At 36.6% G+C, this 16,773-nt stretch carries 15 protein-coding genes; 5 read left to right on the top strand and 10 right to left on the bottom strand.

Going from position 1 to position 16,773, the window contains the following annotated elements:
- Nucleotides 1-131: 131 nt before the first annotated feature.
- Genes D1003_RS00445 through D1003_RS00435 form a run of 3 tightly spaced genes read left to right on the top strand, consistent with a single transcriptional unit; the run spans nt 132 to nt 2,641 of the window.
- Entirely contained in the window at nt 132-968 is an 837-nt protein-coding gene (locus D1003_RS00445) for a 1,4-dihydroxy-2-naphthoyl-CoA synthase (protein WP_013446760.1), read from the top strand.
- Nucleotides 969-1,001: 33 nt separating this feature from the next.
- Entirely contained in the window at nt 1,002-1,928 is a 927-nt protein-coding gene (gene menA / locus D1003_RS00440) for a 1,4-dihydroxy-2-naphthoate octaprenyltransferase (RefSeq protein WP_153935285.1), read from the top strand.
- Nucleotides 1,929-1,960: 32 nt separating this feature from the next.
- Nucleotides 1,961-2,641: a metal-dependent hydrolase gene (locus D1003_RS00435; RefSeq protein ID WP_153935284.1), complete on the top strand. Its 681-nt coding sequence runs from the start codon at nt 1,961-1,963 to the stop codon at nt 2,639-2,641.
- 67 nt (nt 2,642-2,708) lie between these two features.
- On the opposite strand, the gene D1003_RS00430 is transcribed toward D1003_RS00435, so the two are convergent.
- Both D1003_RS00430 and D1003_RS00425 read right to left on the bottom strand, forming a co-directional pair.
- Nucleotides 2,709-3,404 (bottom strand): outer membrane beta-barrel protein, encoded by a 696-nt coding sequence (locus D1003_RS00430; RefSeq protein WP_153935283.1) that lies wholly within the window; start codon nt 3,402-3,404, stop codon nt 2,709-2,711.
- Nucleotides 3,405-3,469: 65 nt separating this feature from the next.
- Nucleotides 3,470-4,159 (bottom strand): DUF6058 family natural product biosynthesis protein, encoded by a 690-nt coding sequence (locus D1003_RS00425; protein ID WP_153935282.1) that lies wholly within the window; start codon nt 4,157-4,159, stop codon nt 3,470-3,472.
- Nucleotides 4,160-4,821: 662 nt separating this feature from the next.
- On the opposite strand from D1003_RS00425, the gene D1003_RS00420 reads away from it, so the two are divergent.
- Nucleotides 4,822-4,977, top strand: coding sequence for a hypothetical protein (locus D1003_RS00420; protein ID WP_153935281.1), 156 nt, complete (start codon nt 4,822-4,824; stop codon nt 4,975-4,977).
- 1,400 nt (nt 4,978-6,377) lie between these two features.
- On the opposite strand, the gene D1003_RS00415 is transcribed toward D1003_RS00420, so the two are convergent.
- On the bottom strand, nt 6,378-6,953 hold the full coding sequence (locus D1003_RS00415) for a PepSY domain-containing protein (protein WP_153935280.1): 576 nt from the start codon (nt 6,951-6,953) through the stop codon (nt 6,378-6,380).
- A 334-nt stretch (nt 6,954-7,287) separates the two neighbouring features.
- On the opposite strand from D1003_RS00415, the gene D1003_RS00410 reads away from it, so the two are divergent.
- Nucleotides 7,288-8,406, top strand: coding sequence for a leucine-rich repeat domain-containing protein (locus D1003_RS00410; RefSeq protein WP_153935279.1), 1,119 nt, complete (start codon nt 7,288-7,290; stop codon nt 8,404-8,406).
- Nucleotides 8,407-8,507: 101 nt separating this feature from the next.
- Here D1003_RS00410 and D1003_RS00405 read toward each other — a convergent pair whose 3' ends face one another.
- From D1003_RS00405 to D1003_RS00375, 7 genes are read right to left on the bottom strand one after another with little or no spacing between them, the layout of a single operon-like run.
- Nucleotides 8,508-10,769 (bottom strand): TonB-dependent receptor domain-containing protein, encoded by a 2,262-nt coding sequence (locus tag D1003_RS00405; protein ID WP_185148319.1) that lies wholly within the window; start codon nt 10,767-10,769, stop codon nt 8,508-8,510.
- Nucleotides 10,702-12,075, bottom strand: coding sequence for an HTTM domain-containing protein (locus tag D1003_RS00400; protein ID WP_153935278.1), 1,374 nt, complete (start codon nt 12,073-12,075; stop codon nt 10,702-10,704). The genes D1003_RS00405 and D1003_RS00400 overlap by 68 nt, the downstream gene beginning before the upstream one ends.
- Complete coding sequence (locus D1003_RS00395) at nt 12,065-13,228, bottom strand: imelysin family protein (RefSeq protein WP_153935277.1); 1,164 nt, start codon at nt 13,226-13,228, stop codon at nt 12,065-12,067. Before D1003_RS00395 ends, D1003_RS00400 begins: the two co-directional genes overlap by 11 nt.
- Before the next feature lie 10 nt (nt 13,229-13,238).
- Nucleotides 13,239-14,000: a T9SS type A sorting domain-containing protein gene (locus D1003_RS00390; RefSeq protein WP_153935276.1), complete on the bottom strand. Its 762-nt coding sequence runs from the start codon at nt 13,998-14,000 to the stop codon at nt 13,239-13,241.
- A 35-nt stretch (nt 14,001-14,035) separates the two neighbouring features.
- Nucleotides 14,036-15,217, bottom strand: a complete 1,182-nt coding sequence (locus tag D1003_RS00385) for a DUF4856 domain-containing protein (RefSeq protein ID WP_153935275.1) — start codon at nt 15,215-15,217, stop codon at nt 14,036-14,038.
- 17 nt (nt 15,218-15,234) lie between these two features.
- Nucleotides 15,235-15,843 (bottom strand): hypothetical protein, encoded by a 609-nt coding sequence (locus tag D1003_RS00380; RefSeq protein WP_153935274.1) that lies wholly within the window; start codon nt 15,841-15,843, stop codon nt 15,235-15,237.
- A gap of 14 nt (nt 15,844-15,857) precedes the next feature.
- Entirely contained in the window at nt 15,858-16,769 is a 912-nt protein-coding gene (locus tag D1003_RS00375; RefSeq protein ID WP_107046299.1) for a DUF4302 domain-containing protein, read from the bottom strand.
- Nucleotides 16,770-16,773: the final 4 nt, after the last annotated feature.

Below are 16,773 nucleotides of genomic sequence, written 5' to 3'. Positions count from 1 at the left end.
ACGATGTTGGAATTTTTTTTAAACTTTTATTCTTGAAACTAAATAATGAATTGAACATAATAATTTAACAATATCAATTTTTAAACAGGCTCTTAACATTAAAATAATTATCTTTACGAAAATTTTAGAAAATGATAAACTGGAAAACAGCCAAAGAATACGAAGACATTACCTACAAAAAATGCAACGGCGTTGCTAGAATTGCTTTTAACAGACCCGAAGTGCGTAACGCCTTTCGTCCAAAAACAACATCAGAGCTTTACGATGCCTTTTATGATGCTTACGAAGACCCATCTATTGGGGTGGTATTATTATCAGGCGAAGGTCCTAGCCCTAAAGATGGCGGCTGGGCATTCTGTAGCGGTGGCGACCAAAAAGCAAGAGGTCATCAAGGCTATGTAGGCGAAGACGGCAGACACAGGCTTAATATCCTTGAGGTACAAAGGCTTATTAGATTTATGCCAAAAGTAGTAATTGCTGTAGTTCCAGGTTGGGCAGTTGGTGGAGGACATTCACTACATGTGGTTTGCGATTTAACTTTAGCTAGTAAAGAACACGCTATTTTTAAACAAACAGATGCTGATGTTACCAGTTTTGATGGAGGCTATGGCTCTGCCTACTTAGCTAAAATGGTAGGACAGAAAAAAGCGAGAGAAATTTTCTTTTTAGGTAGGAATTATTCTGCACAGGAAGCCTTTGAAATGGGAATGGTAAACAAAGTAGTACCCCACGAAGAGTTAGAAGATACCGCTTATGAATGGGCTCAAGAAATATTAGCAAAATCGCCTACATCTATCCGTATGCTAAAGTTTGCGATGAATCTTACGGACGACGGTATGGTAGGTCAACAAGTATTTGCTGGAGAAGCAACAAGACTCGCCTATATGACTGACGAAGCCAAAGAAGGACGAAATGCCTTTTTAGAAAAAAGAAAACCTGACTTCGGTGAAAATCAATGGATTTCTTAACATAAAAACATCACTTTTTCAATAAAAAATAAAATGAAGCATTGGATACAAGCTGCGAGACTGCGTACGCTTCCACTATCACTAAGCGGAATTATTACGGGAGCTTTTGTGGCTAAATGGAAACTTAAAGAAACAGGAGGTACTTGGGATATTTGGATTTTGGTCCTTGCCCTTTTAGTAACCCTACTCTACCAAATCTTATCCAACTTTGCTAATGATTACGGAGACGGCGTAAAAGGTACAGATACTCATCGTTCCACCCAAGCAGAAGCTAGGGCGGTAGCCTCTGGAAAAATATCAGCCCAGCAGATGAAAATGGCAGTACTCATTACGGCTGTTCTTGCTTTTTTAGCAAGTGTAGTCCTGCTATATATTGCGTTTTTTCCCAAGTATATTAAAGAATTTTGGTTCTTTATTGGGTTAGGTGTATTGTGTATCCTCGCAGCTATTGGCTACACGGTAGGCAAAAAACCTTACGGATATATGGGGCTAGGCGATATAATGGTATTTATATTTTTTGGATTAGTCTCTGTAGTTGGTAGCTATTTTCTGTTTACCAAGTCTTTGGATTGGGATATTTTCCTTCCTGCTACTGCTGTCGGAATGATGAGTGTAAGCGTACTCAACTTAAATAATATGAGAGATATAGAAAGTGATAAAACCTCTGGTAAACATACCTTAGCACTAAAACTAGGATTTAGAAAAGCTATGGTTTATCAAATGATACTGATGCAACTGCCTCTCATTTTGGTACTCGCTTTTTTAATGTTGAACCAACTACACGAACGAGGGAATTACTATGCTTTCATCGTGATGATTTTGCTATTTCCTATGATGGCACTTAGGCGAAGAATTATGCAAGTAAACGAACCCAAAGAATTAGACCCATTTTTAAAACAAGTAGGCATCATTACTTTGGTAATGTCTATACTTTTAGCAGTAGGACTTAATTATTTTTAAACCAAAATAAATTTCACAAAAACAATACTACAATGAAAATAAAATTTCTAGGACAAAACTGTTTTCTATTTTCTTATAAGGGTATCAATATTCTTTCGGACCCTTTCTATAATTATCAAAAAGAAAAATCGGGGTTTGATATTACTAAAGAAAAAATAGACTATCTACTCATCACTCACGCTCACGGCGACCATATTGCCGATGTACAGGAAGTGCTAGACACCTACCCTAACGCTACTATTATTGGTCAGCCCGAAATTTGTGCTTACTTTAATCATCAACATAATATTGATATTAACTTAGGTGGTTCTGCCAAGATAGAGGATTTAAAAATCACTATGGTAACCGCTTCTCATACCAGCTCTTTTCCTGACGGAAGCTACGGTGGCGAGCCTTGTGGATATGTATTTAGATTTGATGATAAAAATATTTATCTCGCGGGAGACACAGGTGTGATTTCGGATATGGGACTACTAACTCCTCTATACGGAACGATAGATTTGGCTATTCTACCTATAGGTGGGCATTATACTATGTGTGCTAGAAAAGCAAGTTTTGCCGCTTCAGAACTTATCAAAACACCTAAGGTTATTGGTTGCCACTTTGATACCTTCCCTCCTATTAGTATAGACCATGCCCAAGCACAAAACCATTTTAAAGAGAAAAATGTAGAACTTATTTTACCTAACTTAGGGCAAGAGTTTGATTTGTAGACCTTCATTTATTCATTTAAAAAAAATCCCTCAACATTGTTTGTTGAGGGATTCTTAATTCTTCCATTTATTTCTTAAAGCTATATTTTATCCCAATACTGAGCAAACTATTGTTAGGCGAATTAGGGAGTATCTCAAGGAAATCCGATTCATCTCTGTCATTCCCCAAAACAATAGCCTCATAATTCATATATAAAGCCATATATTTCGAAATAAAATAACTGCAACCTATTCCTGCATTAAAAGAGACATAAAGTTTATCATAATCCGTTGCCTCACCAGGCGAATAGTAGTAGTTGCTCTTCACTTCTTGATTTATAGCCCACCCTAAATTTAAGTTTCCACTAAAATTTTCTATGATTCGGTACCTCCAAACGAGATTCAAAGGAACTGAAATAACGGCTCCTTCAAAAAAACCTTTTGAACCATCACTCATTGGATTTATTACCCCTGTTTCAAAATACTTTAGTCTTCCGCTAACGGACCAGTTTTTCGCAAAAAAATATTCTGCTAAAAAGCCCCCTTGCATAAACGACATTTTACTTGGAGGAACCGACATTTTTGAATTCAGCCCCGCCTCTGCCCCAAAAAACCATCGTCCCTTTGGGTTTATAATTTCTCTTGTTTGCGCCACAATCTCATTTGACAACAGCCCCAATACCATCACAAATAATGTTTGATATCTCATTGGGGTTATACCTAAGGTAGGCACAAATGTAAAATTGCCTAAACCGCAACAACGACCAAAAATATTCGTTTTCATAATCATAAATTAAAAAAAGAGGGGCATTATCACTTAGGAATGCAAGGCAAAATTAGTACTACTTGTTAATCATAGTTTTTTATGAAGTCGTTTAGGTTATTTTCTCTTAGTAATTCATCAATATATTTTCCTCTACTGCTTGTCTTTCTTTGATATGGAGCAAACAAAGAGGTTACTTGATTAAATTCTTCGTTAAGTTTCAGAAATTCTGCTTTCTGGGTTTCGTTTAAAAGATGATTTCCGTATTTCCGCTTGAATTCTATCAGTTTTTTAATGATGATTTCTTTTTCTACAATCTCTTTTTCAGAAGCATTTACAGTACATATTCCATAAACGCCATTGCAGTAGTGCTTCCATTCTGTCTCAAAGATTTCATTTAGCGCACGCTCCATTTCTTCCTCTCCGTTTTTGAATAAATCGTCATACGCCAACCTATTTTCGTTGTGTTGCATTAAATTTTCAACGAAATTTTGTCTGAATGTTTCTTTTATTTCTTCTGGGGTCTTTTTGATATTCTTGTAGTCATTCAACTTTTTAATATGACTTTTTGAAAAATATTTTTCGGATTTTGTATTGACTAATCTATCAGATAAAGGCGAAGTTATTATTTCTTGTTTTTCAATAGAATAAGAGTAATTCGGGATAACCTTCTTATTGATTAGCTCTAAAATTTCAATTTCAGAAAATCCTGTTTTATCAGACAACTCTGCTAATTCTATGAAATTCTCCTTTATGTATTCTGCATCTGTTTTCATTTTTTGTTAAAATTAGGGGGAATGATTAAATATTGACGAAAGGCTAAACCGAAATAAATCTTAAATTCAATTCAGACTAACCAAAGCAAATGCTTTTTGCTGAATTTTGTAAATATCAGGTCGTGCGATGGGGCTCTATTTTGGCTTTGGGTTTTGGAAACAAAGGTTTACAGTAAATGCCTAACACCAATAAAAAAATAGAAGAGAGAAGCCCCATTTTATTATCATAGAAGGTTTTTTCAATACAGATATTATAAACCGAGGCTAACACACCCACTATTCCAAAGAAAATTAAACCGCCTCGTAGAATCTTGTTTCTCATATCCAAATTCGTTTGATTTATGGAACAAATATATAAATTTCTACCAATACGCAATTCTCTATGATTTTGTTTTTTTACCCCTTATAAAATCGGTAATGAAATAGAAAATGTCTAATCCTAAAATATCGTTGTACAAAAAAGTGATGATATGGCAAACAAGACAAATCATGTAAGGCAATTATTCACTAAATTTTAAGCACCAAGTAGTGTTTGAAGTAGAAAGTAGAGAAGAAAGTACAACAGCCATTTAGAGGAAGTATGAGATACAAGCAAGGTCAATAGTAGTAAATTAGCTCAGAAAATATGGTCTCTTTGACGGGAAAATCAAACGATTAGTAAAATGTCAAAATCAGCAGTAGCAAAGATTAAAAAATTAGAAGCAAAAATCAAGTTTCTTGAAAAAAAGTATTTAAAGAAAGAAGCAGAATTTTTATCAAATAAGACTGGTATTTTTGATTTAATGATAGAATTATCTGAAAAAATAGTACAATATTGATATACGAAATGTAAAGTATTCGTAAACACTTTAAACTAAAAATAAATAAAATTGTGAACTAAAAACTCATGACACCTACGCAAAGTAAAAACAAGAATTTAAGATTGATTGTTATGAAAAAATATAGTAGACAAAAAAGTATTAGTAGCAGATTCTATCAATAAATATGTAATAACCACTACTTGATTTGACAGTTAAGGATTAAAATAACTGACAGTTATTTTTAAAAATCTTTACTACCGAAGGTAAGGATTTTTGATTTTCGGCAAGAGATTCCAAAAGTTTTTCTTTCACCATAGATTTGCTGCCCGAAAAGGTCTGCGTAGGTATTTTTCCGTAACAATGTTTTCTTGTGCACGCCCTCTCATTATTGTAACAATTCAGCCGACTATTAAGGTCTAATTGTACTTCTTTAAATTTCGATATATCTTTTTTTGATATCAATGTATTTTTTCTTACAATTCAGCCTAATTAAATGTACCAAATGTCAATCATCAAATAAGATTAAAACAGGTTTTGCTGGAGAGCGGCAGCGATATAATATAAAAATTGTGGCTATTTTTTTTAGTGTTGAGAAAAAATCGGATGTAAAAACAATAGAACAAAAATGTCTTATTTTAGAAATGTATCTGGAAGAGTTAGGTTTTCGAGCTATCGGAAAACTATTAAATATCAACTACAGTAAGTTTATCAGCTGGTTAAGGAATGGAACAAATCCGTAGAGCTTCCAAAAAATGAAGACTCTATTGAAATAATGAATTGAATATAATAATTTAACAATACTCTTTTTTCTAAAAAATTCATCCTGTATGGTTCCACAAATGCTGTTAGTTCAAGGACTTTTAGCCTTTGTCTTGGTGCTATAATGGCTTAAGTTGATATTGACTTCGCCGAACCACTGCGTTGGGCTTACCTTCGGCACGGGACAGCCCCCTGCTATTTGGAAGCTATCGCTCCCAATGCCGCTACGGGGGCACTCCCTAAACTTACCTTTGCTCGGCAAACCGTTGATAATAACTAATCGGTTATAATTTAAAGCGGTTTTAAAGTAGTCTTTGGAGAGGAGTACTTATAATATATATAGTATATCTGACCTCTAAAAGCCCCCTTTAAACAACTACCGCAGGTTTCTCTTGAAACCTGCGGTAGTTTTGTATAAAACCTGCGGTGGTTTTAGGTAAAACTTGCGGTAGTTTTTGGTGAAACCTGCGCAGGTTTTTTAGCCTACTTAACCTATCTTCGGAAAGTCCCTAGCCATAGGCATTACAAAAGGAAGCTTCTTTTTGTCTAAAAAGAGGCTTCTTCTTTACCAATTAGAAGCCTCCTTTTAGATAAAACCAAGGCTGATTCTGTTGTAGAACCAGCCTTGATTTATTATAAGCGTGAGAGTTATGTTATTACTATTGTCTGGCAGTCTTTCTCATTCTTTTAGGACCATACCAAAGCCAAAAGCCTGTAATCGTAAATATCAAAAGAGCAATCCCCATGACGGTGGTGTATATTAGTTTAAACAGACTGCCATCGGTTCCCAAATAAAAGTCGATAATAGAACCATCGTGGATTTTTTCAAGATAATCCGACCGCCTCCGTTCAATATGCAATAGCTTTCCCGTAGAACCATCAAGCTGAACGCCCCAAAAATGATGGCTGAATACAAACTTTACCATACCCTTATCCTTGCGGACATCTATCCTATCCAACTCAAGAGATAAGTCTGGCGAAATAGAATCGTGCAATATTTTACAAGCATTACGGTGCAGACTGTCCAACGGAAGCCAGTCTTTGAGTTCGGTGGAAGTACCTTTGTAGGATTTAGACAGAATAAGCCCACCACTATGCTTTTTCCAACCCAACAGAAGCCCCGAAACGGATATAAAAAAGAAAAATACAAATAGTAAAGCTCCTGTTATCCTATGTATTTTTCTAAAATTCCTAAGTAGTGCAGCTTGTTTCTTTCTTTTGTCTTTCTGTATCATCTTTATCTATTTCACAATTAGTAAGCAAAATCTGGTCATTAGTCCCCCTAAAATCACTGGGACAAATATAACATAACTTTACAAAACCTGCTTCATCATAATAAAGATGCTTTCACCAGACCTAAAAAAGATGAACAATTCTCCATTTTTATCCTTTTATATTTTATATAGAAAAAACTTATATGCGTTAGAATTCTTCACAATATCTATCATTCACAATCAAACTACTGAACTTATTAAAACTGATATTTATCATAATATATCCTTTCGTAGGTATTTAATTTGGATTTTCTTTATTGTTATTTTTATTTTTACAAAATCTAAATAAGCAAACATGAAAAAATTATTACTTAGTGGATTAGTACTATCGCATATCGTAGTTCTATCTCAAAATGTAAACATTCCTGATTCGGAATTCAAGCAAGCTCTCATTAAGCATTACCCCAAAATTGATACAAATGGCGATGGGGAAATTAGCGTAACAGAGGCAGAAGCCCTAACTGATAGATTGGATTTATCAGATAAAAAAATCAACAATCTTACGGGATTAGAAGCCTTCAAAAATGTGGAAGAAATACAATTATACTACAATACAGGGAGCCTTACAGAAATAGACTTCAGCGGGAACAAAGCTCTAAAGAGAGTTTACTTAGAAGGGTCTAATATTTCTTCCATAAATATTAGTCAAAATACAGAATTGGAGGATTTAAACAGCTACTATAACAATCTAACTTCCTTAGACGTAAGCCAAAACACAAAGCTAAAGATTTTAAATTTTGGCGACAACCAAATCAGTAATATAGACCTAAGCAAAAACCCAGAACTTATTACCTTAGATGGCTATAACAACCAACTAACTTCGCTAAACATAGATAACAATACAAAACTTACCAGCCTATCTTGCTACGGGAACAGCCTTACCAATATCAGCATTGATAAGAACCCCAAACTTGTAAGTGTAGATTTAAGCAATAATAAAATAGAAACTTTAGACGCCAGTAAAAATCCAGATTTGGTTAATTTATCTCTGGCAAGCAATAACCTCAATAGTCTAAACATTGCATTCGGAAGTTATGCTAATTTTTCGGGATTAGATATTACCAATAACCCTAACTTAACTTGTGTAAAAATTACCGAAGGCGAAAAAGTAAGTTCTACGTGGCAACAAGATAGTGGTGTAACCTATAACACAGATTGCGGTACTATGTCCACCTCCAACTTATCTTCTTCAAGCGATGATGTAACGCTTTATCCTAACCCTGTAAAAGATATTCTATACATTGCTTCCAAGAAAACAGTTTCCGAAATAAACCTTTACGACGCTTCCGGAACGCTTATTTTATCCAATGCCCACGGCAAAACTATTGACCTAAATCACCTAAAAAAAGGAGTTTACCTCCTATCAATAAAAGTGGACGGAAAGATGATAACCAAAAAAATCATAAAACAATAAACTACTAAAAATAGAATATCGAAAAAGCCGTTGTAACATTTGTTACAGCGGCTTTTTCATTAAAATGTTATTTTCCATAAAACCAACCTATCCCCAACCGCCTACAGCTTCATTTCCAAAGTAAAATAATATTGGCGAGGAGCGGAAGGAATAATCCCCGGTCCCGGATATCCTGTGGCTCTTCGGGTAAAATAGACTTCATTCAGTACATTATTCACGCCTGTTTCCAATCGGATATTAGGTGTGATGCGGTACGAAAAAGAGGCATCTAATATCTTATAAGCTGGTATGCTCCCTCGTATCCCCCACAGATGGTCTGTTTTATCCGTAGGTTCATTAGTTGCCGTGGTAAATTGCTCCGACATATAGGTAAACAAAAGGCTTCCTAAAAAGTTACGGTACCCAAAGTTAAGCCCCGATTTTAAATTGACTTTGGGTACATATTCCACACGGTTGCCCTTAATCCCAGGTATCTCGGACTTTACATATTGAGAATGCGTGAGTGCTGTATTAAAAAACAAATTCCATTTCCAATGTTGCAAATTCCCTAAAAGAAGTTTGTTGATATTTACGTCTACCAACGATTCTAACCCCGCAATAAATGCCGCTCCTACATTAGTTCGTACCTTTGCTACATCGGAGAACAAGCCTTCCCTTTTTCTAAAAACATTATCTATTCTGTTATTATACCACAATCCAAACATATTGATGTCGTAAGACAGTGTGTTTTTCCAATTCCCTCTTATCCCCAAATCTCCCGTATAGCCTGTTTCGTCCTTAATGTTGGGGTCTATCACTTGGGAATTATTTTCTACTCTAATATCACTAAAGGTTACAGAGCGGTAATTTTGGGACAAGTTAGTGTAAAATTCAAACGCTTTGGTAGGCTTATAAGAAACACCCAATCCCAATAGTGCGAAATTTCTTTGGCGTTTCTCCTGTTCTTCAAAGCGTTTGTTATAGATTACATTTCCTGCATTATCTTCTATCACCCTTTGGTACGCCCCATCTGCACCAGTATCTATAAACTCCCAACGCACACCAGGAACTACCGACCAAGAAGCTCCCAACTTAAATATATTCTCTGAAAACACCGCTATATTTCGGTTAGGGTAGCTATAATCCGACTGAAAGAAATAGTTTTTATTAGTCTGGTCAAAGTTAAAATCTGCCCCAGAAAAAGTACTTCCCGGTCCTTGCTTCCCCGAGTTTTGAGCTTTATAATATTTACCTCCTACCAAAAAAGTATGGTTTTTATTCCCATATTGTTGCAGGAACCTTGCTTCTACTCCCCAATTCTTAAAATCTCCTGTAATCAAATCCCGTATAGCCCCTTCATAATCCACATCTGCAACTCTGGACGGACGATACCCTAAAGAATAACGGGACGCTCCCAAGCCAAACCCACTTAAACTTAATTTGGCACGAGGGGTAAACTGATGCTTTAATGACACATTCCAAAGGTTCCAGTCCACTTTAAACCAATTTCTTGCTCGGTTGCTTTGATAAGGGTTTTGGTAGAACTGAAAATCGGTAAGCCCCCCAGGTTGATGTGCCAAATAATTAAAACGGGTAAACTCCGTACTGATACTTGTTTGAGGCGTTATCTCATAGTTTAAATGAACATAAAAGTTTCTGGCATTATATTCCGAATTTTCTTGAAATCCGTCCCCTTGCTTATAATTAAAAAAGGTATAATAAGACCACTTGCCTACCGTTCCGCTCAAAGCATTGAAACTCGTATAAGTATTAAAACTTGCATAAGTATTCCTGCTGATAAGCTCCAACGGTTGTGTTTTAGTTGGCGTTTTTAGTTTAAAATTAAGCAACCCTCCGAACTGTGTTCCGTATTGCAACGAAGCCGCTCCTCTCACCACCTGAATTTCCTCCAATGCCTCTGCGGGTGGTGTATAATAGCTCTCTGGATAACCTAATACATCGGCACTAATATCGTACCCATTCTGTCTGGTGTTAAAGTTAGCAGAACGGTTAGGATTAAGCCCTCTCCCTCCTATATTGAGCTGAAGCCCCCCGTCGTTACTATCAAAAACATTAACGCCCGATACTTGGGAAAAGACCTGTCTGGGATTATTAAGGGCTTTATTAGCCAACTTTAAATCCATTAGCACTACTTCCGTTTTTTTAGCGGCAAAGATGCTTGTGCCTTCTACTTCCCTCAATTTTCTGGATTCAAAGGCTTCCAGCTTTCTTTTAACCAGTTCTACCTCCTGTATATCCTTGATTCTTTCTTTGTGTTGAGCATTCAAAAATAATGGTGCGGTAAGCAATGCGATGTTACAAACCTTTAATAACGTCGTTGAAAGGCAATAGCCATTTCTTTGGTAAAAATGATTCTTCTTCATTAGTTAAATCTACATTAGGGTTAATATACAACTGGCTTCTCCTACCATTGAGAGCCACATACACCTCGGCATAGACCTTGGCGTTTTTTACACCTTTTTCCCTTTCAAAATAATCCTTTAAAAAGTGGGCGTATTCTAAAATAAAATCAGGTTGAAAAGCCATCTGCTTTTCTTGTGTAGGGGTGAGAAAATCCGAATTTTCCACTCGGTAATATTCCTTAGTTTTAGGATTATAGACTTTAAACTCTGCATAACCGCCTTTTTCCATCAGCATCACTCGCCAAGAAAATCTAAAGCCCTCCTCCGTCCAGAACAATTCCCCCGGATAAAGCAAATACCGCCAAGGCAGTAACACTTGAACGGTAAAAAATAAAACCAAAATCCCACAGATAGGTTTCTTGAAATACGGCGCATATTGGTAAACCTTGCCATTAAAGTAAGCCTTAAAATCCCATTTGAAACAAGAGTACAGCCTGTACCAAAACTTCTGATGCCATTCGGAAGAAAAGTAAATCGTAGCTCCAAACATCATCACAAAAGGAAAAATACCAATAGGAAACAACCACCAAGTGAGCGTATGAAAAATCACTACACTCCCAAATGCCCAGCCTCTGGTTTTACGATATAATAGTAAAAAAGGGATACTCAAATCGTACAATGCTCCTGCCCAACTGAACAAATAGGCGGTTATAGTTTTATCCATGAAACCACCTATCAGCGGAAGATGAAATTTTGAAGCCAACCATAACTTGAGCGGCATTGCTTCCAATAGCCAATCGGAATTGAGCTTACACACTCCCGCATAGAAATAAACCAAGCCTACCAGAAACTTAATGGCGTTAATCGTCCATACTGGAACAAACTCTCTTTTCTTTTCGGGATTGGCTTCCGCATCGGCAGAGAAAGCCACGTTCATCGGTAAAAATATCAACAAAAAGCTCAAAATACTGATAAAGTAATAATGGTTAAGATAATTGGTCTTATCCATAAGTTCGATGTAAGTAAACGAAAGGAAAAAACCAACGATTGCCATTCGGTAATACCGCCCCACCATTACTAAAAAAGCCATTAGCCCCGCAAACAAAAATAAAGCGTAGGTATAATTCCCCAGAGGTTTTACCCACTGAAAACCGTAATAACTAAAGAAAAAACGAGGTTCTATATACAGACGCTCTATCCAACCGTACAGAAAAAAACGAGCGATGCTTACCAGCATTAGCAATCCAAAAAACAGCCTATAAGTCCCCAAAACGGCAGAACTTACAGGCTTTTTAAAATACTGATATTTCCAGTCTTTAATCTCCATCGGTATCCATATAAGAAATGGTGATATTGAGCGATTGTGCCATATCTACTTTCAGTTTAGAAACATTCTGCTGAAGACTGAAATAGGCATTTTTCATTTGAGCCAAATCTTGGGTTATTTGGATTTTAAGGTTAGGATTAAGAGCTTCTATATTTTTTATGGCTTCCTCAAACTGGCGGACAATGTCTTGTGATAAAGTCTTGTGATGAGCATTTTTGGTCGCCATATAGTCTATATAATGTTGTAGCGACTTGCCACTTTTACCGTTAATCCCTTTGCCTTGAAAAAATTCCAGCATTGCTTTCGTTCCCAAGAGGGCGTACGCTCTACTGTACTGGGGAGCAAACTGGCTTTCTATCAAATGAGGTTTAGGAGCTTCGCTTTGTGCCAGAAACATCGGCGTTAAAACACCTGATGGATAACCTATCTTAGCTGCACGAAGATTTTTCTCGTAATACTGCACATAAGCATTTACCATTAGACTGATGCTTCCTGAAGCGTTGCTATCCGTATTTTCTACAAATTTGTTTCGGTAACCGCCCTTCCAATCTGCTAAAACTTCGGTAGCCGATTTTAAAATTTCCGCAGACAACGCCGATAAATAAGCCTTATAAGCCGCTGCCTCTTGCCCCGAAGTGTATTGCATTAAAATAGTGTTATCTTCGAGCTCCAAGCCATTCACCAAATAATCTATCGCAGGAAGCCCTTGGGCTATTTTACCCCCCTGAATTTCCGAAAGTTGACGGAAATTATAGTTGTAGTCTTTCGCATTCTGTTTTATCCGTTCCGTATTGGTAGGGTAGGTATTCACCCTATACAGAAAATTCATAGAAACTTCTTCCGCCTTACCCAAACGATAAAAACCAATATACTGGTAGGCTTCGTAAGTCTTATTAAGTGCTTCTCTCACCTCAGTTAGATGAGTTTGATTGGGCTCTTGTGCAAATGCTTTAATCTTTGTATCCAAATTGGTCGCCTCATCTTTAAACTTTTCCGTATAGGGAATGATAAAGTTGTCTGCCCAATGCCTAAGCATTTCTTTTCTGTCAAATCCATCGTCCACCTTTGCGTTTTCCGTAGGGGAATCGTTACCGCCGCAAGAAAATAATACCAAACAAAAGAGTGCTGAAAAAAATAGTTTAAAATAATTCATTACGACTGTTTTATAATCTTATTTTTTTACAGAATGCCCCTTTATCTGTTTCTACCAACACCAAATAAATACCGTGAGGTAAAGCCGACAAAGTTATCCTATCATTGGAGCTCACCGTTTTTGTAACATATAATTGTCCTCCAACGCCATATATTTTAATAGTTACGGGTTTGGTTGTAAAAACTTGGAGTTCCTTTCCTTGGGTATGGAGCTGTACTTCTTTTTGCGAAGACCACTCTTGGGTTCCCAAACTTCCCTGCTTATAAAATTTGAAATCGTCTAATCGGATTACTTCCGAGCCACTCCCCGAAGTATTGAGGTTAATGTAAAATCCTGCTGCACCCTCTGGAGCAACAAATTCTTTTTCTACCTTTTCCCATTGTCCGAAATTAGCGGTAGAATGCGTATAATCATCTCCATTTGCTGTTAAAGTTGCTCTATCCGCATCTCTCCATCTGAAACGATGAACCGCCTGTCTGTTTTCCCCCACAGAGTACACGTAATAGCTCAAAATATACTTCTGACCTGCTTCAATCCCTTGCCTCAATTCAAATTCTATATTCTTACCATAACCTAACTCTGCACTGTAAGTACCTTCTTTTGGAGTATTGGAAGACTGTATAGCATTACCTTTCCAATCTTTAGGATAATATCTGCAATTCCCTAAGTAGCAACTACTACTCCATTGCTCCAGACTTGAGTTGGTTATCAGGTTTTGAGAAAATAATAACGAGGAGCTTAGTACCCCTATGGTTAGTAAAAACTTTTTCATTTTTTTATAGTTTTTAGGTTGATTAGTGTTTATTTTTAAATTTCATTGACTTTAAATCCGAATTTATCTGCTATCTGTTTGGACAAATTAAGTAGTGAACCTTTAGTACTTTCATCTGCCGCTAAGCGATCTACCTCCCAAAAGCCGTGTTCTCCCCTAAATTCGGCTAAAATTCGATTGATTTCCGCTGGTGATAAATAAGACGAACCGTCTTCTTTTCTGGCAACATTAAGGGCATAGATGAAGCCATAAGCCTCCGACAAACCGTGAAATGCATTTCGAACATCTTCTCTTAAATCTGGAATACCTTTCTTAAGATAATAAATAGCTCTGGCCGCAAAGAGTTTGTTTAATTCGCTTCTTATAATGGCTGCTTGTTTTTTCATTTCGGTATAGTCTTTATCCACTACCGCTTTTCTTCCTTTATAGAACGCTGTGTAAACTCTTTCGTCTATCCCCGCCAGAAACGGCATATCTTTAGTTTCTTTCTCCAAATAATTGGCAATAAACAACGGCGTAAACTTAGAATTTTCTCTTCCCATATACGCATAAGCCCTATCCCAATGATGCTCTAAAGCCGTGTATCTCTTCCCAGAAACCATCACTAAGTTGCTGTTATCTTTTTGTAATTGGGCATCGCCAAGGACTTCTTCCCCTAAATGCTGATTGAGTACTTGGTCTAACAAAGCCACTCCCATAAGTGCTTTTTGCAATACTTGCCCCGTTTCTATACCGTAAGCATCTACATATCTTCGTTCTTCTTCGTACCCAATGAACCCTGCTTGACCTTTTTTGGCTTCCAATCCGCTATTATCTGATATGGCTTTCAACTCACCAAACATTACCTCTATTTCGTTGCGAACTGCAGTTTGTAAAGCTGTTTTGGAGGCATAATAACTGGAAGCTGCCGTAATATCTTTCATACTCAAAGCGTAGACACTTCCCTTCCTTTCGTAATAATTTCTGGATTGAGAACTGGCGATTTTCATTCCGTTATCCAACAAATAAAACAAGTCTATCATTTCTTTTCCTGTTTCCAAATCTACTGTGGAGAGACCGTTTCTTGAAAATTTGTACTCGTAAGACTCTTTAGTAACGGGCGGAAGAACCGAAGGCGTTTCCACTCCAGAAGTTTCTCTTGAACAAGAGGTAAAGCACAATGCAGAAAGCATTAAAGCTAAAATAATTTTATTTTTCATAATTAAACTTTTTATCATTTATCAAGTTATTTTTATTACGGTAAAATGATTTTTTCGCAGTAAGGTGTAAGCTCTGTAAAACCGTCCGAATAAACCGATGTTTCATATTTAATAACGGGAGAAACCACTATCCCATCGTCCGATTTGGCTTGAATACTCGCATTGAGGGAGAATAAATCATACCCACCCCCGTGGACGGAAAGATAAAGCGGATACCCTGATTTGACTTTAAATTTAATTTCGTATTCCTTGCCTTCTTCTATGGTTGGAGGTGTTCCTCTATTATCTTTGTAGCTTCGTAAAACCACCAATTTTTTATCCGCTCCCACATACTTCAAATCAAATTGGGACATTTTCTGTCCTAAAGGAAAGGTCTGCTGCTCTGTGTATTTAAACTTTAGTGTTACAGTATAATCTCTAAGGTCTTGGTCTATATCGACCCCTGGATAAACAAAATTAAGTTCGGTTTCCGTAGGCTCACAGACCGTAGGAGTCATATTGGTATAATCTATATTGGGTCTATCAATTTTACCTTTGTTTGGAAATAAAGCGTGATAGTCTTCTTCTGGCAAATCGGCAACTCTTTCGTTACACGAAAATAAAATAACAACAAGCAAACTCCACAAATAAGTTATTTTTTTCATAAGATTAGTATTTTTTATTTTATCGTAATTAAGGCTTCGTAACCGTTTACCACCGATTTGTAAGCCTCACCTTCTTTAGTAAAAACCCTAAATTTCGTTTGGTCTGTAAGCTGTATTCCTGGATAGAAAAACAACCCCTCTTGCGTAGCCACATAACCAGAAGCCACCCCAGAATAATAAGAACTATTGTAAAGATTAGGTTGCCAGTTCTTAACAAAGGCTTGGTATCTATTCTTTACATCTTGCTTTTTATAAGGTAAATTGCTTTGAAACAAAACACCGCCCTCCGAATCTTTTATCGTTAAAATAGGATTGTAGAGTCTCTCGTAATTTATTTTGTTTTGATACATCAAATTCATTCTATCCGATGCTTGTTTTCCGTTAAGTATGGCTTTCTTCATTACCAAATATTCTCTGTTGGTATCCAAATAACGGTTGGTACGAAATATTAAGTTGCCCTCGCTGTCTTTTTTCCAAAATAGAAAATCACTTTTATTTAGTTGGTGTATGTAATTATAAGTGGTAAAACTAAGTTGAGTGTAGGAGCTTTGTTTCACTTCAAAATCACTCGTTTTGAGGTTATTTGCAGCGTTATAATCGGTATCGCTTAGCATTTCTACCGTTCCTTTTTCATTAAATTTCATATAGAATGTATAGCCTCCTTGCCCGAATTGTCTTTCTAAAAAGACAATGGCGTTATCACTCGTTTTAATATTTTTATTCGGGTCTGAAAAACGCAAAGAATCTACGTCTGGAAAATAGGTAAACCACCACCCTTCTTCGGCTGAAACTAACTCATTTCTCAATGCAGCGATATGCTCTTGAGTTCTTTGAGAAGGTGTTTCGCTGAAAATAGTTTCATCTTTATCCCTACAAGCTCCCACTAATAGAAACAAACTTACAAAGACGATTATCGTGTTTTTCATAAAT

This window comes from Riemerella anatipestifer, from assembly GCF_009663465.1.
GTDB lineage: Bacteria > Bacteroidota > Bacteroidia > Flavobacteriales > Weeksellaceae > Riemerella > Riemerella anatipestifer_C.
Note: the sequence above shows the minus strand (reverse complement) of the source record. Positions and strands in the feature narration are given on the sequence as shown.